25 protein-coding genes and 3 pseudogenes are annotated in these 26,344 nt (G+C 27.5%); 26 read left to right on the top strand and 2 right to left on the bottom strand.

Annotated elements, in window-relative coordinates:
* The first annotated feature begins 4 nt into the window (after positions 1–4).
* The 4 genes from OT390_RS07290 to OT390_RS07275 all read left to right on the top strand — a co-directional run bounded on the left by OT390_RS07290 (position 5) and on the right by OT390_RS07275 (position 3,287).
* Positions 5–943, top strand: coding sequence for an NAD-dependent epimerase/dehydratase (locus OT390_RS07290; protein WP_002858841.1), 939 nt, complete (start codon positions 5–7; stop codon positions 941–943).
* A gap of 75 nt (positions 944–1,018) precedes the next feature.
* Positions 1,019–2,038, top strand: coding sequence for a D-glycero-D-manno-heptose 7-phosphate kinase (gene hddA, locus OT390_RS07285; RefSeq protein ID WP_002895298.1), 1,020 nt, complete (start codon positions 1,019–1,021; stop codon positions 2,036–2,038).
* The gene (gene gmhA2, locus OT390_RS07280; protein ID WP_002895299.1) at positions 2,026–2,631 is read left to right on the top strand and encodes a D-sedoheptulose 7-phosphate isomerase; all 606 of its coding nucleotides are present in this window, start codon (positions 2,026–2,028) and stop codon (positions 2,629–2,631) included. Before hddA ends, gmhA2 begins: the two co-directional genes overlap by 13 nt.
* Complete coding sequence (locus OT390_RS07275; protein ID WP_002895301.1) at positions 2,619–3,287, top strand: nucleotidyltransferase family protein; 669 nt, start codon at positions 2,619–2,621, stop codon at positions 3,285–3,287. The genes gmhA2 and OT390_RS07275 overlap by 13 nt, the downstream gene beginning before the upstream one ends.
* 7 nt (positions 3,288–3,294) lie before the next feature.
* On the opposite strand, the gene OT390_RS07270 is transcribed toward OT390_RS07275, so the two are convergent.
* Complete coding sequence (locus OT390_RS07270; RefSeq protein WP_406611471.1) at positions 3,295–4,368, bottom strand: class I SAM-dependent methyltransferase; 1,074 nt, start codon at positions 4,366–4,368, stop codon at positions 3,295–3,297.
* The gene (locus tag OT390_RS07265; protein ID WP_074470984.1) at positions 4,346–4,495 is read right to left on the bottom strand and encodes a sugar transferase; all 150 of its coding nucleotides are present in this window, start codon (positions 4,493–4,495) and stop codon (positions 4,346–4,348) included. Before OT390_RS07265 ends, OT390_RS07270 begins: the two co-directional genes overlap by 23 nt.
* 98 nt (positions 4,496–4,593) lie before the next feature.
* Between OT390_RS07265 and OT390_RS07260 the strand changes: the two genes are divergently transcribed.
* The 22 genes and pseudogenes from OT390_RS07260 to kpsS all read left to right on the top strand — a co-directional run bounded on the left by OT390_RS07260 (position 4,594) and on the right by kpsS (position 26,339).
* Positions 4,594–4,737 (top strand): hypothetical protein, encoded by a 144-nt coding sequence (locus OT390_RS07260; protein WP_224380445.1) that lies wholly within the window; start codon positions 4,594–4,596, stop codon positions 4,735–4,737.
* Positions 4,706–5,230, top strand: a complete 525-nt coding sequence (locus OT390_RS07255; protein ID WP_224380435.1) for a hypothetical protein — start codon at positions 4,706–4,708, stop codon at positions 5,228–5,230. The genes OT390_RS07260 and OT390_RS07255 overlap by 32 nt, the downstream gene beginning before the upstream one ends.
* Positions 5,223–5,860, top strand: a pseudogene (locus OT390_RS07250) (HAD family hydrolase). Before OT390_RS07255 ends, OT390_RS07250 begins: the two are co-directional and overlap by 8 nt.
* Positions 5,854–6,577, top strand: a pseudogene (locus OT390_RS07245) (glycosyltransferase family 2 protein). The pseudogenes OT390_RS07250 and OT390_RS07245 overlap by 7 nt, the downstream one beginning before the upstream one ends.
* A pseudogene (locus OT390_RS07240) lies at positions 6,570–6,904 on the top strand (nuclear transport factor 2 family protein). The pseudogenes OT390_RS07245 and OT390_RS07240 overlap by 8 nt, the downstream one beginning before the upstream one ends.
* A 2-nt stretch (positions 6,905–6,906) precedes the next feature.
* Complete coding sequence (locus OT390_RS07235; RefSeq protein WP_002895019.1) at positions 6,907–7,236, top strand: hypothetical protein; 330 nt, start codon at positions 6,907–6,909, stop codon at positions 7,234–7,236.
* Positions 7,233–7,958, top strand: a complete 726-nt coding sequence (locus OT390_RS07230; RefSeq protein WP_002895021.1) for a glycosyltransferase family 2 protein — start codon at positions 7,233–7,235, stop codon at positions 7,956–7,958. Before OT390_RS07235 ends, OT390_RS07230 begins: the two co-directional genes overlap by 4 nt.
* Positions 7,959–8,012: 54 nt before the next feature.
* The gene (locus tag OT390_RS07225; protein WP_002923537.1) at positions 8,013–8,411 is read left to right on the top strand and encodes an HAD-IIIC family phosphatase; all 399 of its coding nucleotides are present in this window, start codon (positions 8,013–8,015) and stop codon (positions 8,409–8,411) included.
* Positions 8,408–9,931, top strand: coding sequence for a capsular biosynthesis protein (locus OT390_RS07220; protein WP_144661238.1), 1,524 nt, complete (start codon positions 8,408–8,410; stop codon positions 9,929–9,931). The genes OT390_RS07225 and OT390_RS07220 overlap by 4 nt, the downstream gene beginning before the upstream one ends.
* On the top strand, positions 9,928–10,659 hold the full coding sequence (locus OT390_RS07215; protein ID WP_002924761.1) for a glycosyltransferase family 2 protein: 732 nt from the start codon (positions 9,928–9,930) through the stop codon (positions 10,657–10,659). The genes OT390_RS07220 and OT390_RS07215 overlap by 4 nt, the downstream gene beginning before the upstream one ends.
* On the top strand, positions 10,646–11,782 hold the full coding sequence (locus OT390_RS07210) for a class I SAM-dependent methyltransferase (protein ID WP_020836888.1): 1,137 nt from the start codon (positions 10,646–10,648) through the stop codon (positions 11,780–11,782). Before OT390_RS07215 ends, OT390_RS07210 begins: the two co-directional genes overlap by 14 nt.
* A gap of 11 nt (positions 11,783–11,793) precedes the next feature.
* Positions 11,794–13,812, top strand: coding sequence for a hypothetical protein (locus tag OT390_RS07205; protein ID WP_002922016.1), 2,019 nt, complete (start codon positions 11,794–11,796; stop codon positions 13,810–13,812).
* Positions 13,809–15,284, top strand: coding sequence for a hypothetical protein (locus OT390_RS07200; protein WP_020836886.1), 1,476 nt, complete (start codon positions 13,809–13,811; stop codon positions 15,282–15,284). Before OT390_RS07205 ends, OT390_RS07200 begins: the two co-directional genes overlap by 4 nt.
* Before the next feature lie 92 nt (positions 15,285–15,376).
* A complete protein-coding gene (locus OT390_RS07195; protein ID WP_020836885.1) occupies positions 15,377–17,215 on the top strand; it encodes a DUF2972 domain-containing protein in 1,839 nt (612 codons plus the stop codon).
* Positions 17,216–17,292: 77 nt separating this feature from the next.
* Positions 17,293–18,066, top strand: a complete 774-nt coding sequence (locus OT390_RS07190; RefSeq protein ID WP_032586856.1) for a class I SAM-dependent methyltransferase — start codon at positions 17,293–17,295, stop codon at positions 18,064–18,066.
* 52 nt (positions 18,067–18,118) lie between these two features.
* A complete protein-coding gene (locus tag OT390_RS07185) occupies positions 18,119–18,880 on the top strand; it encodes a class I SAM-dependent methyltransferase (RefSeq protein WP_002860375.1) in 762 nt (253 codons plus the stop codon).
* Between the two features lie 14 nt (positions 18,881–18,894).
* Positions 18,895–21,234: a PEP-utilizing enzyme gene (locus OT390_RS07180; RefSeq protein WP_002907533.1), complete on the top strand. Its 2,340-nt coding sequence runs from the start codon at positions 18,895–18,897 to the stop codon at positions 21,232–21,234.
* Positions 21,225–21,827: a gamma-glutamyl-CDP-amidate hydrolase gene (locus OT390_RS07175; protein ID WP_002872737.1), complete on the top strand. Its 603-nt coding sequence runs from the start codon at positions 21,225–21,227 to the stop codon at positions 21,825–21,827. The genes OT390_RS07180 and OT390_RS07175 overlap by 10 nt, the downstream gene beginning before the upstream one ends.
* A 1-nt stretch (position 21,828) precedes the next feature.
* A complete protein-coding gene (locus OT390_RS07170; RefSeq protein WP_002923509.1) occupies positions 21,829–22,590 on the top strand; it encodes a CTP:phosphoglutamine cytidylyltransferase in 762 nt (253 codons plus the stop codon).
* On the top strand, positions 22,580–23,092 hold the full coding sequence (locus OT390_RS07165; protein ID WP_002860379.1) for a cytidine diphosphoramidate kinase: 513 nt from the start codon (positions 22,580–22,582) through the stop codon (positions 23,090–23,092). Before OT390_RS07170 ends, OT390_RS07165 begins: the two co-directional genes overlap by 11 nt.
* On the top strand, positions 23,089–25,158 hold the full coding sequence (locus OT390_RS07160; protein WP_394535985.1) for a capsular polysaccharide biosynthesis protein: 2,070 nt from the start codon (positions 23,089–23,091) through the stop codon (positions 25,156–25,158). The genes OT390_RS07165 and OT390_RS07160 overlap by 4 nt, the downstream gene beginning before the upstream one ends.
* Complete coding sequence (gene kpsS / locus OT390_RS07155; RefSeq protein WP_002780434.1) at positions 25,155–26,339, top strand: capsule polysaccharide modification protein KpsS; 1,185 nt, start codon at positions 25,155–25,157, stop codon at positions 26,337–26,339. Before OT390_RS07160 ends, kpsS begins: the two co-directional genes overlap by 4 nt.
* Positions 26,340–26,344 lie beyond the last annotated feature (5 nt).

Here is a 26,344-nt window from a genome sequence, read left to right as displayed (position 1 = left end):
AAATATGTCAAAAAAAGTTTTAATTACAGGTGGTGCAGGTTATATAGGTTCGGTTTTAACACCGATTTTACTTGAAAAAGGTTATGAAGTTTGTGTGATTGATAATTTGATGTTTGATCAAATCTCTCTTTTATCTTGTTCTCATAATAAAAATTTTACTTTTATAAATGGTGACGCTATGGATGAAAATCTCATTAAGCAAGAGGTAGCAAAAGCTGATATTATTATTCCCCTAGCTGCTTTGGTTGGAGCTCCACTTTGTAAAAGAAATCCAAAATTAGCTAAAATGATCAATTATGAAGCTGTAAAAATGATAAGTGATTTTGCAAGTCCTTCTCAAATATTTATTTATCCCAATACAAATAGCGGTTATGGTATAGGAGAAAAAGATGCAATGTGCACTGAAGAATCTCCCTTGCGTCCTATCTCAGAATATGGGATCGATAAAGTGCACGCGGAGCAATATTTGCTTGATAAAGGAAATTGTGTAACTTTTCGTTTGGCTACTGTTTTTGGAATTTCACCTAGAATGAGACTTGATTTACTTGTTAATGATTTTACCTATCGTGCATATAAAGATAAATTTATAGTGCTTTTTGAAGAGCATTTTAGACGCAATTATATTCATGTTCGCGATGTGGTTAAAGGATTTATTCATGGAATTGAGAATTATGATAAGATGAAGGGTCAGGCTTATAACATGGGATTAAGTTCTGCAAATTTGACTAAAAGACAGCTTGCTGAAACGATTAAAAAGTATATTCCTGATTTTTATATCCATTCAGCCAGTATAGGTGAAGATCCGGATAAAAGAGATTATTTGGTTTCAAATGCTAAATTAGAGGCTACAGGTTGGAAACCAGATAATACTTTAGAAGATGGTATTGAAGAACTTTTAAGGGCGTTTAAAATGATGAAAGTTAATCGCTTTGCAAATGTTTAAATAATATTATATAGAAGTTAAGTATATTTTGCTATAATTTTTATAATAAATTATAGCAAAATAAGTAGTAATTCAATGAAAACTATACGCACACAAACTCCTCTTCGTCTCGGTCTAGCAGGCGGTGGAACTGATATAAATTTATATTGTGATAAATATACAGGTTATGTTTTAAATGCAACTATATCTTTATATATACATTGCACTTTGATCGAAAGAGAAGATGGAAAAATCATCTTTGATTCTCCTGATACAAATTCTTACTCTGAGTATGAAAGTAAAGAGCATTTAGAAAATGATGGAAAATTAGATATTTTTAAGAGCATTTATAATCGTATTGTAAAAGATTTTACAAAAAAACCTTTGAGTTTTTCTTTGCATACATACTCAGATGTACCAAGTGGTAGTGGGCTAGGTGGAAGCTCAACCTTAGTTGTAGGGGTTATAAAGGCTTTTTCAGAATGGCTTAATTTACCTTTAGGGGAATATGAAATCGCTAAACTTGCTTATGAGATAGAAAGAGAAGATTTAGGCATAGTAGGTGGAGCACAAGATCAATACGCCGCAACTTTTGGTGGCTTTAATTTTATGGAATTTTATGAGAATAAAAGAGTCATTGTTAATCCTTTGCGTATTAAAAACTGGATAGCTAGTGAGCTTGAAGCTAGAACTGTGCTTTATTTTACAAATATCACAAGAGAAGCAAAAGATATAGAAGAACATAAAAAAGGAAAGCTTGGAGATGAAAAGTCTTTAGAGGCAATGCATGCTATAAAGCAAGATGCTATAAAGATGAAAGAAGCTTTATTTAAGGCGGATTTTGATACTTTGGCGCAAATTTTAGGTAAGTCTTGGCAGTCAAAAAAAATCATCTCAGAAATCGTTAGTAATGATGAGCTTGAAAGAATTTATAAACTTGCTATAGATAACGGAGCCTATAGTGGCAAAACCAGTGGAGCAGGAGCAGGTGGATTTATGTTTTTCTTCGTAGATCCTACTAAAAAATATAATTTAATCAAAGCTTTAAACAAAGAACAAGGTTATGTACAAGATTTTTCATTTACAAAAGAGGGAGTTAAATCATGGAGAATTTAAATTCTTATATAAAAGAACATTTTCAAGAATCGATTTTGGTAAAAGAGCAAATTTTAAAAGATGAGAATTTAATAACTCTTATTAAAAATGCTTCATTAGAAGTCATAAAAGCTTATCGAAATGGCAATAAAACCTTACTAGCAGGAAACGGTGGTAGTGCAGCTGATGCACAGCATATTGCAGGGGAATTTGTAAGTAGGTTTTATTTTGATAGACCCGGTATCGCAAGTATTGCACTTACTACAGATACTAGCATATTAACAGCTATTGGTAATGACTATGGTTATGAAAATTTGTTTGCTAGACAAGTGCAAGCTCAAGGTGTTAAGGGAGATGTTTTTATAGGCATTTCAACAAGTGGAAATAGTAAAAATATCTTAAAAGCTCTAGATCTTTGCAGGCAAAAAGGAATCACAAGTATAGGCTTAAGTGGAGCTAGTGGCGGGGCTATGAATGAACTTTGTGATTATTGTATAAAAGTGCCTTCAACTTGCACGCCAAGAATTCAAGAAGCGCATATTTTAATAGGACATATTATTTGTGCTATTGTCGAAGAAGAGCTTTTCGGTAAAGGTTTTTCTTGCAAGCAATAATACTTTGTGGCGGCTTAGGAACAAGACTTAAAAGTATTATAAAAGACATTCCAAAACCTATGGCACCGATAAATGATAAGCCTTTTTTAGAATTTATTTTTGAATATCTTAAAAAGCAAGGCATAAAAGAAGTTATCTTAGCAGTATCATACAAATATGAAGTGATGCAAGAATATTTTAAAGATGAGTTTTTAGGCATAAAAATAAAATACAGTATAGAAAAAGAGCCTCTAGGAACGGGTGGAGCTATAAAAGAGGCTTTGAAATTTATAAAAAACGAGGCTTATGTTTTAAATGGCGATACTTTTTTTGACATAGATTTAAGTAAATTAAAGCTAAATAGAAGTAAAATTTGCCTTGCTTTAAAACAAATGAATGATTTTGATAGATATGGCACAGTAAATGTTAATGAGCAAGGTTTTGTGATTTCTTTTGAGGAAAAAATATTTAAAAATCAGGGTTTAATCAATGGTGGAATTTATCTTTTAGATAAAGATATTTTTAAAGATTTTGCTTTGCAGGAAAAATTTTCTTTTGAAGAATTTTTGCAAGAAAATTATGAAAAACTAAAAGCTAAAGCTCATATTTTTGATGATTATTTTATAGATATAGGCGTGCCTGAGGATTATAGGTTTTTTTATAATTCTCAGATATGATTCTACATTATTTTTTTAACTCTTTTTCTGTAGTGATAATATCCTCTTTATATCCTTTTTCTCTTAAAGAACTTATAATTTCTTTTTCATATAAAGGCGCTGCTATGATAATAGCTTCAAGGTCTTTAAAATTTTTTATATTTGGTTCTTGAATGATAATTGAAGAATTTTGTAAATACATTCCTTGTTTTCTTACGTCAAGATCGAAGCATTTTTTGATTTTTTCTGGGTTATCAATAAAAGTTATAATAGTATTTCCATGGGCTCCAGATCCATAAATTGCGATATTTTTATAATCATGCAAAAGATTATTTAATTTTCTTATATTTTCTTGAAATAAGGTATAAATGTTTTTATCAAAAAGTTTAAAATTCAACTTATTTATGTCGCATATATTTGTATTTTTTCTAAAAAATAATCCCATATGTTGTTCTCTATAAAGAAAAATTTCATCTATAAATTCACAACCTAAAGATTGCAAAGTGTTAATTAAAACATTTTTTTGATAATATCCGCAGTGATCATTAAAAATTTCATAAAATCTTCTATATTCAATAAATTCTTCAATATTCGGAACTTCTATATATACAATACCATTGTTTTCAAGTAGTTTAGCTACATCTTTTAAAAAGTCTAGAGGTGTATTAATATGTTCTAGTAGATGTCTAAATATAATGAAATCAATTTTATGTTCTAGCCTATCTTTTAAAATATTAAAATTAAAAAATCCGTGTATATGTTTAAGATTATTTATATTTTCCATTTCTAAAGAAACTAAAGATGGATCAACGGTATACATAAATTTTACATTACGTATAAGAGCATTTACCATATCTCCACTTCCTGGAGCAACTTCTAAGCAAGTACTATTTTTGTTGATATATTTTAGACATTTATCTTTAATTGTTTTTACATTATTGCTCATGGCTTTTGAGACTATTTTGCGGGAAAAATAGCCTTCACTTTGGTATTCTTTAGAGATTTTATTTAAATCAAATGTCGAGTTATAGATATATCCACAATCTTGGCACTGTGTAAAAGTTATAGTATTGTTTCCTTTACAATACCCCCCCCCCGCCATCATTAGTTGTTATAGTTGTTTTTATTTGAGTTGGGTTTTTATCAAGTTTTCCTGAAGAAGTAAAAGCATTTACGGTTTTAAAAAGTTCTTTTTGGTTATTTTCACTTTGACATAATGGACAATGCATAATTTTCCTTTCTTAATAAATTTTTTAAATATTTTATTATACTAAATTATGTTAATATATTGTTTTGGAAAATTTATTTTTAAAGTGAGATTAAGCTAATGAAAATACTTTCACATCGTGGTTATTGGAAAAACAAGCAGGAAAAAAATTCTATTGCTGCTTTTGATCGAAGTTTTCTTAATTTATACGGTCTTGAAACAGATTTAAGAGATGTGGGGGGGGGGCATAGTCGTATCACATGATATGGCAAGTGAAAATTGTTTAAAATTAGAAGATTTTTTTAAGCTTTATAAAAAGTATAATACAAATTTACCTTTAGCCTTAAATATAAAGGCTGATGGTCTTCAAAATCTACTTAAGAAACTTATTGAAAAATATGAAATTACAAATTATTTTATATTTGATATGTCAGTTCCTGATGCTTTGCTTTATATTGATTTAAATTTTAATGTCTTTACTAGACAAAGTGAATATGAAAAAGAGCCTAGTTTTTATGATAAGGCTTGTGGTGTTTGGATGGATGAATTTTATTCACATTGGATAGATAAAAATATTATAAAAAAACACATTAATAATGGTAAATTAATTTGTATAGTTTCTCCAGAGCTTCATAAAAGAGAATTTAAAAAAGAATGGAAAGAATATAAGCAAATAGAAAAAGATTTGCAAATACAAGAACAATTAATGATTTGCACCGATTATCCTGATGAGGCAAGGAGATTCTTTAATGACTAAGATAAAAGCTATTATTTTTGATATGGATGGGGTTTAATTGAGGCTAAAGATTGGCATTATGAAGCTTTAAATAGAGCTTTAAAACTTTTTGGCATGGAAATTACTAGATATGAGCACTTAACAACTTTTGATGGCTTGCCAACTAAGGATAAATTAAAAATGCTTTCATTGGAAAGAGGGTTGCCTAAATCGCTACATTCTTTTATAAATGAATTAAAACAGCAATACACCATGGAAATAGTTTATAGTTTATGCAAACCTAGGTTCCATCATGAATATGCTTTATCAAAGCTAAAATTTGAAGGTTATAAAATGGCAGTTTGTTCTAATTCTATACGCAATAGCATTAAAGTAATGATGAAAAAATCAGCTCTTGAAAATTATTTAGATTTTTATATTTCCAATGAAGATGTAAAAAAAGGAAAACCTGACCCTGAAATGTATATCAAAGCTATAGAAAAATTAAAGCTAAATCCTAAAGAATGCATGATAGTAGAAGATAATGAAAATGGTATAAAAGCAGCTAGGGCAAGTGGGGCTAATGTGATGATTGTAGATGAAGTTAGTGAAGCAAATTATGAAAATATTAAAAATCATATTTGTAAATTTGAAGAGGAATTGAAATGTTAAATATAGTGGCTCCTATTGCGGGTAAAAGTTATTTTTTTGATAATGAAAAAGACGGTTTTCCAAAGCCATTTATCGAAATTTGTGGAAAAACTATGTTAGAACATTTTGTTAAAAATTATGAAAATGTCAAGAATAAACGTTTTATTTTTATACTTAAAGAAGAAGATGTAAAGCGTTATCATTTAGATGATGCAATTAATGTTTTAACTAATAATCAAAGCAAAATTATCATTCTTAAAAATGAAACACAAGGTATGGTTTGTTCTGTTTTGATGGCTATTGATGAGATTAATTTAAATGATTCTTTGCTTATTGTTAATATGGATCAAATTTTTGAGTATGATTTAAATGAAGTTATTTCAGAATTATCTTTAAATGATGCGGGTGTTTTGAGTTTTGAGAGTGTTCATCCAAGATGGGCTTATGTAAAATGCGATGAAAATCATTTTGTTTTAGAAGCTTTTGAAAAAAACCTGTAAGTAAAAATGCAATAGCGGGATTTTATTATTTTAATAAAGCTGATTTTTTTGTAAAATCAGCTTTTGATATGATTAAAAAAGATGTTAATTCGAAGGAAAATATTTTATTGCTTCAACATTAAATGAATTAATTTTACAAGATAAGAAAATTATAAATATTTCAATTGATAAAAATCGTTATTTTACTTTTTATTCTCATGCGAAAATTAATGAATATGAAAGGATTAAAAATGCTTAAAAAATTAACTGAAAAATATATCAGTGCTTTTAATAAAAAAGATATCAATGAAGTAACAAATTTGTTAAATGAGAATTTTGTTTTAGAAGATCCAGTTGTAAAAAGAATAGAAGGCAAAGAAGAATGCTTAAAAGCTATTGAAAATATTTTTAAAAATTGTAATAAACTAAGCTTTAGTGCTAAAAATATTTTTCAAGATAAAATACAACTTTTATAGAATTTATTTTAATACTTGATGATATCAGACTTGAAGGTGTGGATATTATAGAATGGCATGATGAAAAAATAGTTGAGTTACGTGCTTATTTGGATATTCCGAAAGGTTGATTGTGAAAAATTATAAATTAGATGAAATGATTCGTGGTTGGTTTGTAGGAAATTTCGATCCAAGTGTTTTTAAAACTAATGATGTGGAAGTTGGCGTGAAAGAATATAAAAAAGGTGATACTGAAGAAAAGCATCATCATAAAATCGCAACCGAAATTACTGTTATTATTAGCGGTAAAGTAAGAATGAATGATAAGATATATTCTAAAGGGGACATAGTGATGATTTATCCAGGGGAAGCTACAGATTTTGAAGCTTTGGAAGACACAACGAATGTTGTCGTAAAACTTCCAGGAGTTAATAATGATAAATATTTAGGAGAATGTCAATGAATATAGTGATTCCTATGACTGGGCTTGGAAGTCGTTTTGCAAAGGCTGGTTTTGATAAACCAAAGCCTTTTATCGATGTTTTGGATAAGCCAATGATAGTTAGAGTGCTTGAAAATTTAAAATATAAAGATGCAAGATATATTTTAATAGCAAGAAAAGAACATTTGACTAAAGAAAAAAAGCTAGTTGATGAAATTAAAAATAATTTTAATGTCGAATTTATTCCTATCGATAAACTTACAGAAGGAACAGCTTGTACTGTGCTTTATGCAAGAAAATATATTAATAATGATATGCCATTGATGATAGCAAATTCTGATCAGATTGTTGATATTAATATAGCTGATTTTATTAATGATAGTTTCAAACGAGGTTTAGATGGTTCAATATTGACTTTTATAGACAAGGAAAAAAATCCTAAGTGGTCATTTGCAAAATTAAATAATGATTTGGTAGTAGAAGTAAAAGAAAAAGAAGCTATTACTGAATTTGCTACAGTTGGGATTTATTTTTTTAATAAAGGAAAAATATTTGTTGAAAGTGCTATAGATATGATTATAGAAAATGATAGAGTTAATAATGAATTTTATACTTGTCCTGTTTATAATTATGCCATAAAAAGCGGTGCTAAAATAGGTATTTATAATATTGATTTTTCCAAAATGCATGGCATTGGAACACCTGAGGATTTGGAAATTTTTAAAGCAATAAATAAATTGTAAGGTTTATTGCATATAATCATAAAAATATTTTAAAATTTTTATGATTATGGGAATATGAAAACTCTACTTATTGATTTAGATGGAACTTTGACAATTGATGAAGAGAATGTAGATTATATTGATAAAAAACCAAATCTTGATTTAATTCAAACTTTAAAAGAGTATAAAAAACAAGGCTTTAAAATCAATATTTTCACAAGTCGTAACATGCGTACATTTGATGGCGATCTTGAAAAAATTAAATTTCATACCTTGCCTACAATTATCACTTGGCTTCAAAAATATGATGTACCGTATGATGAGATAATCATAGGTAAACCTTGGTGTGGGTATGATGGATTTTATGTTGATGATAAAGCTATTCGTCCGTCTGAATTTACAAGTTTAAATTATGAGCAAATTAAAGAACTTTTAAAAAAAGAAAATCCTCATAAAGATGGTGGCAATAAATGATACTCATAACTTCTGCAAAATATTCATTTTCTGATTTTACTTTAGAATTTGGCAAAATTCCTCCATCTTTTCTACCGCTTGGTAATAAAAGGTTGTATGAATATCAAATAGAGCTTTTTAAAAATTTTAATCAAAATTTTTTTTTATCTTTACCCAGTGATTTTAAGTTAAGCAAATTCGATGAGAAAAAATTAAAAGAACTTAATATTGAAATTTTATTTGTGCCAAATAATTTATCTTTAGGCGAATCTGTGGTTTACTGTTTAAATGTTTGTTGTGCTTTTGATGAAAAACTTTATATTTTACACGGGGATACTTTTTTTAAAGAACTTGTATTCAAAGAAAACTCTTTACAGGTTGCAAAAGTTAAGGAAAATTACGATTGGGCTTATTTAGATAATGAATTTAATATACTGTCAAAAACATTAGAAGATGATTTGATTTTAGCAGGAGCTTATAGTTTTTCTCATCCCCAATTTTTGATAAAATGTATAGTTGAAAGTAGTTATTCTTTCGTGGACGGTATGAAATCTTATTCTAAAGCTTATCCTTTTGATATTATAAAAAATGATACTTGGCTTGATTTTGGTCTTATAACAAGTTATTTTCACTCCAAAAAAGCTGTAAGCACGCAAAGAAATTTTAACAATATAGATATTTCAAATGGCTATATAAAAAAGTCTTCTTCTTGGCAAGAAAAGATAAAAGCAGAGATTAATTGGTTTGATAATTTACCTAAAAAACTATTTATCTATACCCCTAAAGTTATAGCTTATGAAGATAGTTATGAAATAGAATATCTTTGCAATAATACTTTAGCAGAATTATATGTTTTTGGAAAATTACCTAGTTATGTTTGGAAAAGAATATTTAAATCTTTAAAAGAATTTTTAGATAAGTTGCATTCTTTTAAAAGCAATGATAAAGATATAAATTTTAATTACAAAGAAAAAACTTTAAAAAGATTGCAAGAATTTAATAAGCAAAGCGGAATTGATTTGCATAAAAATATTGTTATCAATTCAAAATCTTATCTAAGTATTTTGACTTTAGTAGATAAGCTAGATTTTTATATGAACGATATGAATGAATTTTCATTAATACATGGAGATTTTTGTTTTTCAAATATTATGTATGATTTTAGAGCTGGCGCTATAAAAACCTTTGATCCAAGAGGGTTTGATTTTAATGGAAAAATTACTCCTTATGGAGATAAAAAATATGATTTTGCAAAATTGGTTCATTCTGTTTTTGGGCTTTATGATTTTATTATTGCAGGATTTTTTGAGTGTAAAGTTAATAACGATAATATAGAGTTTTTTATAGAAGAAGATAAAAATATTTTGGATATTCAAAAAGAATTTTTAAATATATTTAATATAGATGATAATATTAAAGCTTTGACTTTGCATTTGTTTTTATCTATGTTACCTTTGCATAATGATTTTAAAGAAAAACAAATGGCTTTTTTGGCAAATGCTTTTATACTTTATGATAAATTTTTTAAGGAGAGTAAATGATTATAATCTTTCCTATGGCGGGACTAAGTAGTCGTTTTGCAAAGGCGGGCTATGATAAACCTAAATATATGCTTGATTTAAAAGGAAATAGCGTATTTTTTCATGCTGTAAATAGTTTTAAAAAATATTTTAAAGATTTTAAATTTATTTTTATATATAGAGATATTGAGAATACTAGCAATTTTATAAAAGAAGAATGTGAAAAATTAGGAATAAAATCTTACGAAAGTGTAAGATTAAAACAAGAAACTTTAGGTCAAGCTCACACAGTAAGACTTGGATTAGATAGGGCAAATATTAAAGATGATGAGAGTATTTTAATTTTTAACATTGATACCTTTAGGCCAAATTTTTCTTTACCTACTACCTTGGATTTTTGTAAAATTGATGGCTATTTAGAGGTATTTGAGGCAGATGGAGAGCAATGGAGTTTTGTTTTAGCTGATGAAAATGACAATGTGATTAAAACCGCTGAGAAAGAAAGAATTTCAAGTCTTTGTAGTAGTGGACTTTATTATTTTAAAAAAACAAAAGATTTTAAAGAAATTTTTGATAGAATGAAAACTGAAAATGATTTTAGCAAGGGAGAATTGTATATAGCTCCTATGTATAATTATCTTATAAAAAAAGGTTTGCTTATAAAATATCATAAAATTTCATTAGATGAAATTGTATTTTGCGGAACGCCTGATGAGTATGAAAGGGTAAAAATTAATGAGAAAGGTTAATTTAATCAAACGTCAAAAATGCGTCATAGATAATACAGAATTAGAGCTTTTATCTAGAGATGAATTTCCTTTGTTTTGTGGTTGTGTTGAAAGTGATTTAAAAGATGATTTGATTTGTGAGCAAGTATGGGTTATTTCTAAAGAAGGTGTGATTCAGCTTAAAAATCTTATTCCTTTAGAAATTTTATATGCAAATGGACATGATGCTGGGGTTGTTGGAGCTCTTTGGGAAGAGCATCATAGAGAATTTGCAGATTTTATCATAAAAAGTAATCCTAAGAGTATTTTAGAGATAGGTGGAGGACACGGAAAACTTTCGCAAAATTGCTTAAGTTTAGCCGATATAAAATGGACTATAGTTGAGCCTAATTCAGAAAATAAACATAAAAATGTTGACTATATAGATGGATTTTTTCATAAAGAAATTTTCAACAATAAAAGCTTTGATACTATTACTCATAGTCATACTTTTGAGCATATTTATAACCCTCATGAATTTTTAGAAGAAATTTCCTCTGCTTTGATGGGGGGGGGTAAGATGATATTTTCACTACCAAATATGGAAAAATGGCTTGAAAATAAATTTACAAATTGTCTTAATTTTGAACATACCATATTTTTAAGTGAAAATATTTTAGAGTTTTTATTACAAAAACATAAGTTTAAGATAATTCAAAAACAGTATTTTAAAGAACACAGTATTTTTTATCATGTTTGTAAAGATGAAAGCATCAATACTCAAAATATAGTTTTGAAAAATGAATATGAGAAAAATAAAAAGTTATTTTTAGATATGAAAAAATATTATCAAGAGAAAATTTTATATTTAAATGAAATTTTAGAAAATACTACTAAAAAAGTTTATCTTTTTGGAGCACATTTATTTGGACAATATTTGATCTTTCAAGGTTTAAATATTAAAAAAATTATAAATATTTTAGATAATAATCCAAGTAAACAAGAAAAAAGACTTTATGGAACAAAATTCATAGTCAAATCACCAAAAATCTTAAAAGATCAAGATAACTCCTTGGTGATTTTAAATGCTGGTGTTTATAATGATGAAATAGAAAAAGATATTTTGGAGAATATTAATAATAAAGTTCAAATTATAAGATTTTAATGGAGTGGCAAATGATAGACAATCTTTTTAGTATTAAACAACAAATTAAAAAAGCGATACAATATTGGAAGTTTGATTTAGCTGAGTATATATATGAAACTAACTATTTAAACTATAAGGAACTTAAGGTTGAATATGTTTATTTTTTAATACAAACGGGACAATTGAACAAGATAATATTTTTATTTCAAGATGAGCAAGATAATTTTTTGATTGAAAAGTGTTATTTTTTAAAACAAGATATAAATTTAAAGCAATTGATTTTTTACTTAAAAAATATCGATAATTTAATTATTGGGAATATTGATTTTAGTAATTTATTTACGGACTATTTTTTTGTGAAATTATATGAATTTAATTGTAAATTGAAATATGGTAACATTACAGCAAAAAATATTGAGGAAAATTTTAATTTTATTTTATATCAATCTGCATATGAAATAAGCAAAGCTTATTATATTGCAAAAATAATTGATTATTTTTTAGTTTCAAATAAGAAAGAAGATGAAAAATTCTTTGTTCCATTAGAGTATAATAAACTACCTTATAGTATTTTATCATCTTTGCAAAGAGACTTTCCCTCTCATTATGGTTCGATAATGTATTATGACCTTTTTACTAAAAAAACCAAAGATATTATTAATAAATCTATAACAATAACCCCTATTCCTAAAATTGCCATATGCTTATATGGTTTATTTAGAGGTGATTGGAAAAAAACTTTAGAAAGAACTCTTGAGCAATTTGCCAAACCATTAAATGCAGATGTTTTTATTTTTACTTGGGAGCACTATGCTCAATGGTCCGGTTTTGCGGGAGGTCCTACATGGGCTTGGAGGGTATTAAATGAGGATATTAGAAAAATTATGCCAGATGAATTGAAGAATAATAATGATATGTGGAAATTGTTTCCAAGAGTAACTTCAAAATTATGTGCAGAGTATATGGCTCCTTTGAAATTAGATGATTTAGAGAATATTAAATTAGAATACCCTTGTATAAAAACTATTTATACAGAAAATCAAAAAGAATTTGAACAAAGTCGTACCCCAGATAACCCGTTTAGTGTAAATGGAACTTCATATTTGCAATATGGAGTTTGGAAATCATTTCAATTGGCTCAAGAGTATGAATATAAAAATAACATAAAGTATGATTTTGTTGCTATCATTCGAAATGATAGCGAGCCATGCGGAAGCGCCCCTAGTATTGATGATCTTTTAAAACTTAATTTTAATGATGTTTGTGACGATCATATTCCTGCTGGAATGTTTAGCATCGGAAATATCATTGGTAGAAGATTTGCCATTGAAACATTTGCAAATTGGTATCATTATAGACCTTATTTAGAGACATCACCATTGTTTTATTATTCTCCTTTTGCTGCTCATGAATCAGCAATGAAACATTCCTTGGTGCACAATCTTAGAATTTGTAAAGGCTTATTACCTATGATTTATGCGGAAACTTTATGTCTCAAAGGGATGAGATTGCCTAATATCTCATTAGAATTAAAGCAAGATTTGGAATATTTAAAAAATGATAAAAATCATAGCAAGATAAAGATTCAGGAATTCGAAGATTTTTTTGTTTTTCTTAAAAACTATTTTAAGCCACTTTCAGATAATGCGTATAAATATTCTAGAAATAGTAATGGCGATAATGGTCATTATCATATTCTTGATAACGGTATTATAAAGATCGAAAATTCTTTATCATTTCAATTAGGAAAGGTAATGATAAGTAATTCAAAAACATTTAGCGGTTATATATTAATGCCATTTAAGCTAATTCGTACTATTCAAATATGGAAAAAAGAAAAAAAACATTTTCCTAGCTTACCTTTACATTTTTACTCTGATTATGATGAGGCTTTGAAATTAAAAAATAGTTTTACTTATAAAATAGGAGAATTGTTGATTCATGCCCATAGAAAATGGTATCTAGGTGGATATTTAGAATTTTATTGGAAACTGCTGCAATTAAAACAAAAGTTAAAAAATAAAAAATCTCGGGATAAAATTAAATGACTAATGTTGTATTACTAGGAGAAAGTCATTTTGCTATGAAAAATGGGATACAAAAAGGTTTAAAAGATTCTGGTTGTCATGTTTTGAATTTATCTCTTGGAGCAACTCCTGGAATTCAAAATCTTTATGAAATAATAAGGAATAGACAAATTATTCAAAAAGCAGATTTAATAATTACAGGATCTAATACTCATGATGTTGCTCAATACAACAATTTAAATTTAATAAAACTTTGTTATAGGAATTTAAATTGGCTTTATAAAGAATTATATTTTTTAAATAAAAAAATTATATCTTTTATTTCCCCAATGCCGCAAAATTTTCTTAATCCTGATTGTTTAAATATTGTAGTAAATATTCATAGATTTTTATCTAACTATTATGGTTTTAATTGTATTGATATGCATGAATATTATGTAAAGTCTAATTTGTATAGTTTTCAAATACTGAGAGATGGTGCCCATGATTTTGATTTTATTATGCAAGAACTTGGAAAAAACATAGCAAAAAATTATACTTTTCTTAAAAAACCTAAATCTTTAAATATATTAAATGATAATCCAAAATTTATAATTTTTACACCAGAGGGTAATAAATACTATATTAAAAATAGTTTTTACAATGAACAGATATATGAAATGAACTGTAATACCAAAATAAAATTAAAAGCTGACTATACAGGTTATTTTCCAATTGCTATTCATACTTGGAATTACAATACATTTGATTATGGAGATATAATTATTTCAAATAATAAGAATTTTATATCGAGCAATACTAATGTTTCCCCATATATGTTTGTTAAAGATTTATACAATACGAACTTTCAAATTCAAAACAATACTTTTATTACTGTTTCAAATCTCAAAAAAAATGGTAAAGTTAATTTTATATCTATGTTGTTGGCTTCTTATAAAGGTAATTATTATAGAAAGTTACCAGATTCTGAGATTATAAAGTTAAAAAATAAAAATATAACTTTGGAAAAAAAATATTGTTGCGACCGTCTTATTCCACCTATACATTTTTATAAAGAAATTATTGATGAATATTGTTTTTATAATAGGCAATTTGTCTTATCGGAAAATCTGTTAAATTTCCAAAATAATTATGGAAAAGCTAAAATAAGAATTCAAAACCAACTTTCTTATAAACTAGGACAGGCTTTGATTATAAATTCTAAAAGTGTATTGGGTTTTCTATCTTTACCTTTTATAATATTAAGCATTGTTATTTCACATAAACAAGAACAAAAGGCTTATAAATTTAAAGTAAAGAAAAATCCAAATTTAGCTTTACCACCTTTAGAAACTTATCCTGATTATAATGAAGCTTTAAAAGAAAAAGAATGTTTTACTTATAAACTAGGAGAAGAATTTATTAAGGCTAGTAAGAATTGGTATGGGGGGGGGTATATCAAGTTTTACTTCAAAGATGTGCCTAGGTTGAAGAGAGAGTATAACAAAAACTAAATTTCATTTCTTTTAGTTTTTATTATATAATTATAATGTATAATAATAACTTATTTTTGTATTAAAAATAAAATTTTTATAAGGAATCTTTTATGCTTAACCCAAATTCAGCCATAGAAAGAGTAAAAAATCATCTTGCTTACAAACTAGGTCAAACTGTGATTGATTTTACAAACAGTAGTAGCGGGGGGGGGTATATAGCATTATTTAAAAAACTTTATAAAATTAAAAAACAACACAAAAAACAACAAAAAATTTATCAACAAACCATACAAGTTTTTCCTCAACTCAAATATCCAAGTTTAGAAGCATGTAGTGATTATGAGCAAGCTTTAAGATATAAATTTCATTTGTCTTATATGCTAGGTGAAGTTTTAATCAAAGCTTATCAAACTTGGTATACAGGAGGTGGATTTAAATTAAAAAATAATATTAAAAAAGCAAATAAAGAATTTCAAATTTTTAGAGAAATTTTTAAAGAATTTGATCAGATTAACTCTAGTATCCTTGAAGGTTTGATAGATAATAAACAATTATTTTTAAAAGAATTTTCAAGAATAAAAAATATATTAAAAATTCATCAAGATTATAAAGCAATATTAGATAATATCTTTCACAATTTTAATTATTTTATACAAAATTTCGATCTTATAGAAGAATGGTTATTATCAGATGATTTCAAAGAAAGATACAAAAAAGAAAACCATCCTTATCCTTCATTACTTGATCCTAAGAAATTAAATGATAAGAATGAAAAAATCAATTATCATAATATACCAGCTGAACTTGCTTGGGAGATGAATTTGCCTTTACCAGATAACTATGAGTTTGTGTGGCTTTCTTCTGCTTTATCGGGTCATGCAGCAATGACAATGTATTTGGAACTTTGCGAAGTAAATATTTGCAAATATATTCATCATAATCCATTTATTATATATTCTAACATTTTCATGCAGTTGCTAAATAACCCTTTAAAATATAATGTCATAGCATATACTGATTACACTCATGTTTATGTTTCCAGGGGAGATCTTAAAAGATTTTTAAATCTTTTAAATAAAAATAAACCTGTATTATATTTGGTTAGGGATCCAATTTCGAGATTAAAAACGGGTTTAAATCATATTAATTTAAAGGCGAATAGACTTGATCGTTTTGATTTGGATACACCTATAGAAAGAGTTTTAGATAGAGAGACATATTATTTCGAATCTCCTTTGCCAACCTGTGATCATATAAAAACTTATTGGATTTATGCGGAAAGCTTTTTTAGATTAAATTTTTTAACACAATTTTTTAAAATAGAAAAAATTACTTACTTAGACATGGCTAGTATTAAACCTGAATATGCTTATCATACTTTCAGTCAATTAAATGCTTTATACCATTTTAGACAAATATCAAAAAATTTATTCCATAATACCGTAGTGTATGATATGTTAGGAGCTTTTTTATCAATTCCACTTATTTTATGCGTAGATTTGGAGAATTTTGGGGTAAATTATGCCGATGGTAAAATTATTGAAATTTTAATTACTACAAGACAGTTTTTTAAGCTTCACAAAATAAATAATTATAAGAAAATTAATCCTGTATTATTTAAAGATAATCTACCTTTCGAAAATTTAATTTTTTGTATTCCTAAGGAACAATTTGTTTATCTAGAGAATAATTTGACTTTGATAAAATGTATTCAGTCTTATTTAGAAGAATTTATATCCAAGATGAAGGTTAAATTTGATTTAAAAGCAAAATGTTTAATATGTGAAAATCAAATATTAGCTTATTTGAAAAATAATCAAACTCTTATGAGGCAATGGAAAAAAATTTTTGATCAAGAGTTGATTTGTATTAAACAACATCATCCAAATATAGTAGCTTCTTGGAAATACTATCAAGAATTTGAAAAAATGTGCAAGGAGTTGGATTAGTAATATTCAGGAGAAAGATTTTGTAGATTAATAAAAAAAAGATATAATTATGTTTTAATTTAGAGAAAGGAATCAATATGAAACAAGGGGATTTTACAGAGGTTGCGAAGCATTATCACAATAGACCTGCTTATAGTCCGTTTTTACTTGAAAAACTTGTAGCTTGTATCAATGATAAAAATAAAAATTTAAAAGATTTAAATATTGTTGAAGTAGGAGCTGGAACTGGAAAACTTACTAAGATGTTGGGAGAAATGTTTGGATGCCAAATTAGTGCTGTGGAACCAAACGATAATATGCGTGAAGAAGGGCAAAAATTTACACAAAATTTATCAAATATTTCTTGGCACAAAGGAAGTGGTGAAGAAACCTGCATGAGCAATAATCAAGCTGATTGGGTCATCATGGCTAGTTCTTTTCATTGGACAGATCCTAAAAAATCTCTCCCAGAATTTAATCGTATATTGACAGGGGGGGGGTATTTTACTGCGATTTGGAATCCTCGCCACATTGTAGAGGGTTCGGTTTTTGATGAAATTGAAAAGGAGATTAAACATATTGTTCCAGATCTTGCTCGTGTAAGCAGTGGCACTCAAAATGTTAAAAAATGGGAAGAAATTCTTGTTTCAACAGGAGATTTCACAGACTGCTTTTTTATGGAGTGTGACTATAAAGAGTTTTGGGATAAAGAGCGTTATCTTGGAGCTTGGCATTCTGTAAATGATATACAAGCACAAGCAGGTGAAAAAAGATGGAAGGAAATTTTAGAGATGATAGAAGCTAAAATTTCTCATATGCAAAGTATAGAGATTCCTTATAAAATAAGAGCATGGACAGCTAGAAAAGCGTAAAATACCTCCTTTTTTTCATCAAGCTTGTCAAAGATGAAAAAAAGGAAATAAAATGCAAAAACTAGTAGAACAAGTGTGGGATTATACCAAGCATGCTAAATTTTATAGCTATAGACCAAATTATGCTCCAAAAACTATAGATATGCTTATTAGTTTAGTTGGAAAAAAAGATATTAAAGTCGCTGATATCGGTGCAGGAACTGGAAATCTAAGCATTATGCTTTTAGAAAGAGGATGTAAGGTAGTATCTGTAGAACCAAATGATGCGATGCGTGAGATCGGGATAGAAAGAACTAAAGGTGAGAAGATTGATTGGGTTAGGGCAACAGGCTTAAACTCAACACTTCAAAATAGTGAATTTGATTGGGTGACTTTTGGTAGCAGTTTTAATGTAATGGATAGAAATGAAGCCTTAGAAGAGGCACATCGCTTATTAAAATCAGAGGGATATTTTTCTTGTATGTGGAATCACAGGGATTTAAACGATCCTGTACAAAAAATAGCTGAAGATACTATTGTAGAATTTGTACCAAATTATACAAGGGGAACAAGAAGAGAAGATCAAAGACCAATTATAGAGAGTCGAAAGGATCTTTTTGATAATATTGTTTATATTGAAGAGGATTTTTATTTTCATCAAAGCATTGAAAATTATATTAATGCATGGAAGAGTGTTAAAAATCCTTACTGGGATTTGGAGACTGATGAAGGAAATGAACTTTTTAATAAAATTAGTCATAAAATTTCACAAAGACTTCCTAAGGAATTTAGTATAAAATATACCACTCGTTGTTGGAGTGCTAAAAAAATATAAAACTAAGGAAAAACATGGCGGAGTTAAAATTTAAAACCAAAGCACAAAATTTAAAAAATTTACAAACAAAATTAAAAAAAGCAAAAGTTCTACCTTTGGTTTTAACTTCGCTCGAAGAATTAATATCAAATGAAGATAAAGTTTTACAGGATATTCAAACCTTAAAGGCTAATAGACTCATTATAAGAAGTTCTTCTTTAAGTGAAGATAGCATGAAAAACTCCAATGCAGGTGCTTTTCTTTCTTTGGCAAATATTAAAGCTGATTCTAAAGATGAGTTATTAAAAGCTTTATATGAAGTTGCTAATTCTATGCCATCAAAAAGTGATGAAATTTTAGTTCAACCTATGCTTGAAAACATTACTCTTTGTGGAGTTGGTTTTAGTGTTGATAAGGATAATTTTTCCCCTTATTTTTGTCTTCAATATGATGAAAATGGTTCAAATAGCTCTATTACAGATGGAAGCAGTAAGAGTGCAAAAACTTACTATCATTACAGAAATTATTTAGAATTTAAAGATATTAGACTTCAAAAAATTATAGAACTTATAAAAGAATTAGAAGTTTTATATGATTGTCATTTTTTAGATGTTGAATTTGCATTTGCTATTCAAGATGATAAGGAAGAACTTTTTTGCTTACAAGTGCGTCCTTTGGTTATGCATGAAAAAAATAATTTATTTCATTCTTTACCAAAAGAAGCTTTATATAGATTTTATAAACGTTTTGAGTCTTTAAAAGAATCAAGATCTAGAGTTTTGGGAGATAAAGCCATTTTTGGGGTAATGCCTGATTGGAATCCAGCTGAAATCATAGGGTTAAGACCTAAGCGTTTAGCTTTTAGTTTATATAAAGAAATCATTACGGATAATATCTGGGCGTATCAAAGAGATAATTATGGTTATAGAGATCTAAGATCCCATCCTTTAATCCATTCTTTTTTAGGCATTCCTTATGTGGATGTAAGATTATCTTTTAATTCTTTTATACCAAAAAAATTAGATGAAAATATCGCACAAAAACTTGTCAATTTTTACTTAGATAAGCTTAATAAAAATCATGAATTGCACGATAAGATTGAATTTAATATTGTTTATTCTTGTTATGACTTTAATAGTTCTAAAAAATTAGAAGAACTTTTAAATCATGGTTTTAATGAAAATGAAATCAAAAGATTAGAATTTTCATTATTAGAACTTACAAATAAGATTATTAATCCTAGATCAGGGTTTTATTTAAAAGACATACAAAAAGCTTATAAGCTAAAAGAAAGATATGATGGCATTATTAATTCTAATTTTTCTTTAATTGATAAAATTTATTGGCTTATTGAAGAATGCAAGCGTTATGGAACCTTGCCTTTTGCGGGGGTGGCTAGGGCTGCATTTGTAGCAATGCAACTTTTAAATTCTTTAGTTGAGATTGATTTTATAACCAAAGAGGAAAAAGATGATTTTTTAAATTCACTCAATACAGTGAGCAAAAATTTAAGCAAACAAACAAACCATCTTAATTTTCACAACAAAGATCAATTTTTGAAAGATTTTGGACATTTAAGAGCAGGAACTTATAATATTTTATCTCCAAGATATGATGAAGATTTTGAACTTTATTTTGATGTGGATCAAAAAGATAGTAAAGTTTATTTACAAGATAAAGCTTTTGTTTTTTCAAAAGAAAAGACAAAAGCTTTAAATGCTTTACTTAGAGAGCATGGATTAGAGATTAATGCTTGTGAATTTTTTGATTTTTTAAAACAGGCTATCGAGGGTAGAGAGCTCGTTAAATTTGAATTCACTAGATTGCTTTCTAAAGCTATAGTTTATATAGAAGAATTAGGCAAATATTATGGCATTGAAAAAGAAGATTTGGCTCATCTTGATATAAAAAGCATTTTAAATCTTTATTCTAGTCTTTATTCTATAAATCCAAAAGAGCAGTTTGTAGAAGAAATTAATCGCAATAAAAAAGAATATGAACTTACACAAGCTATAAAACTTCCTTCTTTGCTTTGCAATGCCGATGAAATTTTTTCTTTTTATAATCATAGCATTATTCCAAATTTCATTACACAAAAGAGTATTACTGCATTTACGGCAAAGGAAAATGATAAAGATTTAGAAGGAAAGATTGTTTTAATTTATGCGGCAGATCCCGGATATGATTATTTATTTACGAAAAATATAGCAGGACTTATTACATGTTATGGGGGTGCTAATTCGCATATGGCCATTCGTGCCTCAGAACTTGGAATGCCTGCTGTTATAGGAGTTGGAGAAGAAAATTTTGAAAAATATTTAAAAGCTAAAAAAATAAATATAGAATGTGAAAGTGAGCAAATATTTTGTTTATAGGTATTACTCAAAGGCTTATTTGCAACGATAGTTATCATGAAGAAAGAGAATGTTTGGCTTTGGATTGGGGAAAATTATTTAATAAAGATTTATTTAAAAATTTTACTCCTCTTCCTCTTAGCTATGAAATAGATTTTTCTTATTATAAACATCTAATAAAAGCTGTGATATTAAGTGGTGGCAATGATTTAAGTTTTTATAGTCCTAATGTTTTATCCAAAAAGAGAGATTTATATGAAAAGCAAGTTATAGAAATTTGTTTAGAAGAAAAAATACCACTTTTAGGAATTTGCAGAGGGGCTCAGATGATAGCTCATTATTTTAACAGCCATATAAGTCCTTGTGAAAATCATATAGGCAAACATGAAATATTTTTCTCAAAAGAAAAATTTATAAGTAATTCTTTTCATAATTTTGCTATTGAAAAATTAGGTGAAGATCTTGTAGAACTTTGCTTAGCAAAAGATAATACCATAGAAGCTTTTAAACATAAGTATGAAAATATTTTTGGTATAATGTGGCATATTGAAAGAGAAAATGGGCTTAATAATATTCAAATTTTAAAAGAGTGGTTTAGTTTAATCAAGGAATAATATGAATGCAATTATCTTAGCAGCAGGTTTTGGATCAAGGCTGATGCCTTTAACAAAAGATCAACCAAAGTGTATGGTTGAGTATAAGAATAAAAAAATAATAGATTATGAAATCGAAGCTTTAAAATCAGCAGGTATAAATGAAATAGCTGTTGTGGGTGGATATTTAAACGATGTGCTAAAAAATTATCTTAATAAATATGATATTGAGCATTTTTTTATTAATTCAAAATATGATAAAACCAATATGGTTCATACTTTTTTTTGCGCTAAAGATTTTATGTTAAAATGCATCGAAGAAAAACAAGATTTGATTATTTCTTATGCGGATATTGTTTATTTTCAAGATTGTGTGCAAAAGCTTATAAATGCCAAAGAAGAACTTGCTATAGTAGTTGATAAGTCTTGGCGTAAGCTTTGGAGCAAACGCTTTGCAAATCCTTTAGAAGATGCTGAAACATTAAAGATGATAAATGGTTATATTATAGAACTTGGAAAAAAAGCTAATGCCTATGATGAGATAGAAGCTCAATATATAGGACTTTTTAAATTTTCTTATCAATTTCTTTCTGAAGTTATTGCTTTTTATGAAATGCTCGACCGAGATATTTTATATGATAATAAAAATTTTGAAAATATGTATATGACAAGTTTTTTGCAGGCTTTAATTGAAAAATACAACAACGCAAAAGCAGTGGAAATTGATGGCAATTGGTGTGAAATTGATTTTATGAGTGATTTAGAGGTGCAAATTGATAAATAGTCCTTATATTATTTGGCTTACTGGTTTAGCTGGAAGCGGAAAAACAACTATAGGTCAAGCTTTGTATGAAAAATTAAAGCTAAAATATAAAAATCTTATTTATCTCGATGGAGATGAGTTAAGAGAAATATTAGGACATTATGCATACGATAAACAAGGTCGCATAGATATGGCTTTGAAAAGAGCTAAATTTGCAAAATTTTTAAACGATCAAGGTATGATAGTTATTGTCACTACGATTTCAATGTTTAATGAGATTTATGATTATAATAGAAAGCAATTAAAAAATTATTATGAAATTTATATAGAATGCGATATGCATGAATTAATGCAAAGAGATCAAAAAAGGCTTTATACTAAGGCTTTAAATAAAGAAATTGATAATGTAGTTGGTGTTGATATAGAATTTGATAAACCAGAGGCTGATTTAGTGATTGATAATTCTTGTCGAAATAATTTAGAAGAAAAAGTTGAACTTATAATAAAGAAATTGGCATTGTGAAGTATTACTCAGCATCAAAAAAACTTATTGCTAATGCTAGAAATTTTTATACTATTTCTTTGTATAAGAAAAATTTAAAAATCAAAAAAGATGATCTTTTCTTTGGTTGGGGACGCAAAAAATCAGGTTTAAAAGCTATGAATTTAGCTAAAAAATATAAGGCTAAATTCATACTTTTAGAAGATGGATTTATCCGCTCATTAAACTTAGGGGTTGAAAATAGCCCAAGTTTTTCTATGGTTAAAGATGATATAGGCATTTATTATGATGCAACAATGCCTTCAAAGCTTGAAAATCTTTTAAATACTTATGAATTTAAAGATGAAGAAATCAAGCAAGCTAAAAAAGCTATAGAGCTTATCAAAAAATATAAAATTAGCAAGTATAATAACAATCTCGATATTCCAGATGATTATTTTCAAAAAGATGAAAAAAGGATTTTAATCATCACTCAAACGGCAAATGATGCCTCGCTTGAATTTGGGCTTGCTAAAGATTTTAAAACAGTCGATATGATAAAAGATGCTATAAAAGAAAATCCTGATTCTAAAATTTATATAAAAATCCATCCTGACGTTTTAAGCGGTAAAAAACAAAGTGATTTAGACATAAAATCCTTACCTAAAGAATGTATTTTAATCACTGAAAATTTTAATCCCATAGCCTTGCTTAAGTTTTTTGATAAGGTTTATACCAAAACTTCTGGTATGGGTTTTGAAGCTTTGATGCAAGGATGTGAGTGTGTTTGTTATAGTATGCCTTTTTATGCAGGTTGGGGTCTAACAAAAGATAAATTAGAGTGTAAAAGAAGGATGCAAAAAAGAAGTTTAGAAGAAGTTTTCTATGTTGTTTATATACTTTATGCTGAGTATTTTAATCCTTATTTAAATCAAAAAAGTAATATTTTTGATACTATTCAAACTTTAGCAAAATATAAAGATATAGAAAAGGTAAATTCTAACAGGCTTTTTATGCTAGGCTTTACCTTATGGAAAAGGCATTTTATCAAGCCTTTTTTTAACGCTAAAGATAATGAAATTATTTTTTTAAATTCTTTAAAATCTTTAGCTGGATATAAACTTAAAGAAAATGATAAATTTTTCATTTGGGGTAAAAGGATAGATTATAACGCTCTTAAAACTACTCTTATAAAAAAAGCGCAAGATGAGGATTTGCTCCATTTTACTCCCAAAATTTCTTTAGTTGAAGATGGATTTATTCGCTCAATCTCTTTAGGTTCTGATCTTACGCGTCCTTTTTCTTTAATCATTGATGATAAAGGACTTTACATAGATCCAAATAAAGCAAGCAAATTAGAAGAGCTTTTGCAAAATGAAATTTTTGATGAAAATATGCTAAATAGGGCAAAAAATATTATAAAAATCTTACTTGAGAACCGCTTTTCAAAATATAATGGCTTAAAGCATGAAAATTTAAAGATCAATGCCAAAATAGGACAAAAGATTATTTTAATCCCCGCCCAAGTTGAAGATGATGCTTCGATGATTTTAGGGGGTTTTGGTTTATCTACTCTTGATTTGCTTAAGGAGGTGCGTTCTAAAAATCAAGATGCTTATATCATCTTTAAGCCTCATCCTGATGTGTTAAGTGGCAACCGTGTAGGTTTAAAAGATGAAACACTCATCTTGGAATTTTGTGATGAGATTGTAAAAGATTGCAGTATCGATAGTGCTATAAAAATTGCTGATGAAATTCACACTATTACTTCTACAAGTGGTTTTGATGCTCTTTTAAGAGCTAAAAAAGTTTTTACTTATGGTATGCCTTTTTATGCGGGCTGGGGTTTAACAAAAGATAAATATAGATGCGAAAGAAGAACAAGAAAACTAAGCCTAGAAGAGCTTGTAGCAGGTGCTTTGATAGCATATCCAAGATATATAAATCCTAAAACAAAAACTTTATGTGAAATTGAAGTTTGTTTAGATATAATGCTAAATTTACAAAAAGCTTATTTTTCAAAAAAATATATAAAATTGGCAATAGATTTTAAAACTTTTATGCTTAGAAAAATAAGAAGATTTTATGAATTTTTAGCAAAGAAATGAGATTTAGCACTAAAATTAAAAAAGAATTTAGCGGTAAAAATGTTTTACTCTTGCAAGGGCCTGTGGGAAATTTTTTTCATCATCTTGCAATAAAAATGAAAAAAAAACAAACCAAAGTTTTTAAACTCAATTTTAACGGTGGAGATTTTTTTTTCTATCCTAGTGGAACGAGGTGTAAGTGCGATGAAAAAGATCTTGAAAATTTCTATAGAGATTTTTTTCAAAGCAAAAAAATCGATGCTATTTTAATGTATAATGATTGTCGTATTATCCATGCTAAGGCTATTAAAGTGGCTAAAGAATTAGGAATTGAAATATGGATTTTTGAAGAAGGATATTTAAGGCCTTATTGTATTACTTTGGAAAAAGATGGGGTGAATGCAAATTCTTCTTTACCGCGTGATAAAAATTTTTATCTTTCTCAAAATATTTTTACCAAAGAAAGCATAAAAGAAATTCCAGGTGGATTTAAATTTATGGCTTTTGATGCTTTTTTGTATTGGTTGTTTGCTTTTATTTTGGCTCCATTTTTTAACAACAAACTTCATCATCGCACTTTATATCCTTTTGAATTTTTATTTTGGTTTAGATCATTGTATAGAAAGTATCTTTATAAGATTACAGAAAAAAAACTAAATGAAAAGATTTATAATTTAGAAAAAAAGTACTTTTTGGCGATTTTACAAGTTTATAGCGATACGCAAATTAAATATCATTACAAAAAAAGCATAGAGCACTTTATAGAGGAAACCATACTTTCTTTTGCAAACCATGCAAGAGCTAAATCTTATCTAGTTTTTAAACACCATCCCATGGATAGGGGCTATAAGAATTATTCTAAACTCATAAATGATTTAAGTCAAAAATATCATGTAGAAGGAAGGGTTTTATATGTTCATGATACCCACTTGCCAGTTCTTTTAAGAAAGGCTTTGGGTTGTATTACTATAAATTCAACAGTAGGCCTTAGTGCTATTTTAGAAGGCTGTCCGACTAAGGTTTGTGGCAATGCTTTTTATGATTTTGAAGGCTTATCTTATCCAAAAAAACTTCAATTTTTTTGGCGTGAAGCTCATGCTTATAAACCCAATCCTGTTTTGGTATGTAATTTTAAAAAATATCTTTTACAAACTAATCAATTCAACGGCAATTTTTATAAAAATTTCTTTTTAGACAAATAAGACTA

The sequence above is a fragment of the Campylobacter sp. CFSAN122748 genome, assembly GCF_045277125.1.
GTDB lineage: Bacteria > Campylobacterota > Campylobacteria > Campylobacterales > Campylobacteraceae > Campylobacter_D > Campylobacter_D jejuni.
The sequence above is the reverse complement of the archived record's forward strand: the minus strand, read 5'-3'. Positions and strand labels throughout refer to the sequence as shown.

What these genes read in the sequence shown, in the direction of transcription:
- OT390_RS07230 (WP_002895021.1), top strand. Translation starts at nt 7,233, where the DNA reads ATGAATATAGTGATTCCTATGACTGGGCTTGGAAGTCGTTTTGCAAAG.
- OT390_RS07270 (WP_406611471.1), bottom strand. Translation starts at nt 4,368, where the DNA reads ATGGCGGGGGGGGGGTATTGTAAAGGAAACAATACTATAACTTTTACA.
- OT390_RS07210 (WP_020836888.1), top strand. Translation starts at nt 10,646, where the DNA reads ATGAGAAAGGTTAATTTAATCAAACGTCAAAAATGCGTCATAGATAAT.
- OT390_RS07215 (WP_002924761.1), top strand. Translation starts at nt 9,928, where the DNA reads ATGATTATAATCTTTCCTATGGCGGGACTAAGTAGTCGTTTTGCAAAG.
- OT390_RS07220 (WP_144661238.1), top strand. Translation starts at nt 8,408, where the DNA reads ATGATACTCATAACTTCTGCAAAATATTCATTTTCTGATTTTACTTTA.
- OT390_RS07200 (WP_020836886.1), top strand. Translation starts at nt 13,809, where the DNA reads ATGACTAATGTTGTATTACTAGGAGAAAGTCATTTTGCTATGAAAAAT.
- hddA (WP_002895298.1), top strand. Translation starts at nt 1,019, where the DNA reads ATGAAAACTATACGCACACAAACTCCTCTTCGTCTCGGTCTAGCAGGC.
- OT390_RS07190 (WP_032586856.1), top strand. Translation starts at nt 17,293, where the DNA reads ATGAAACAAGGGGATTTTACAGAGGTTGCGAAGCATTATCACAATAGA.
- OT390_RS07170 (WP_002923509.1), top strand. Translation starts at nt 21,829, where the DNA reads ATGAATGCAATTATCTTAGCAGCAGGTTTTGGATCAAGGCTGATGCCT.
- OT390_RS07265 (WP_074470984.1), bottom strand. Translation starts at nt 4,495, where the DNA reads ATGCATTGTCCATTATGTCAAAGTGAAAATAACCAAAAAGAACTTTTT.
- kpsS (WP_002780434.1), top strand. Translation starts at nt 25,155, where the DNA reads ATGAGATTTAGCACTAAAATTAAAAAAGAATTTAGCGGTAAAAATGTT.
- gmhA2 (WP_002895299.1), top strand. Translation starts at nt 2,026, where the DNA reads ATGGAGAATTTAAATTCTTATATAAAAGAACATTTTCAAGAATCGATT.
- OT390_RS07195 (WP_020836885.1), top strand. Translation starts at nt 15,377, where the DNA reads ATGCTTAACCCAAATTCAGCCATAGAAAGAGTAAAAAATCATCTTGCT.
- OT390_RS07225 (WP_002923537.1), top strand. Translation starts at nt 8,013, where the DNA reads ATGAAAACTCTACTTATTGATTTAGATGGAACTTTGACAATTGATGAA.
- OT390_RS07180 (WP_002907533.1), top strand. Translation starts at nt 18,895, where the DNA reads ATGGCGGAGTTAAAATTTAAAACCAAAGCACAAAATTTAAAAAATTTA.
- OT390_RS07260 (WP_224380445.1), top strand. Translation starts at nt 4,594, where the DNA reads ATGAAAATACTTTCACATCGTGGTTATTGGAAAAACAAGCAGGAAAAA.
- OT390_RS07255 (WP_224380435.1), top strand. Translation starts at nt 4,706, where the DNA reads ATGTGGGGGGGGGGCATAGTCGTATCACATGATATGGCAAGTGAAAAT.
- OT390_RS07290 (WP_002858841.1), top strand. Translation starts at nt 5, where the DNA reads ATGTCAAAAAAAGTTTTAATTACAGGTGGTGCAGGTTATATAGGTTCG.
- OT390_RS07185 (WP_002860375.1), top strand. Translation starts at nt 18,119, where the DNA reads ATGCAAAAACTAGTAGAACAAGTGTGGGATTATACCAAGCATGCTAAA.
- OT390_RS07205 (WP_002922016.1), top strand. Translation starts at nt 11,794, where the DNA reads ATGATAGACAATCTTTTTAGTATTAAACAACAAATTAAAAAAGCGATA.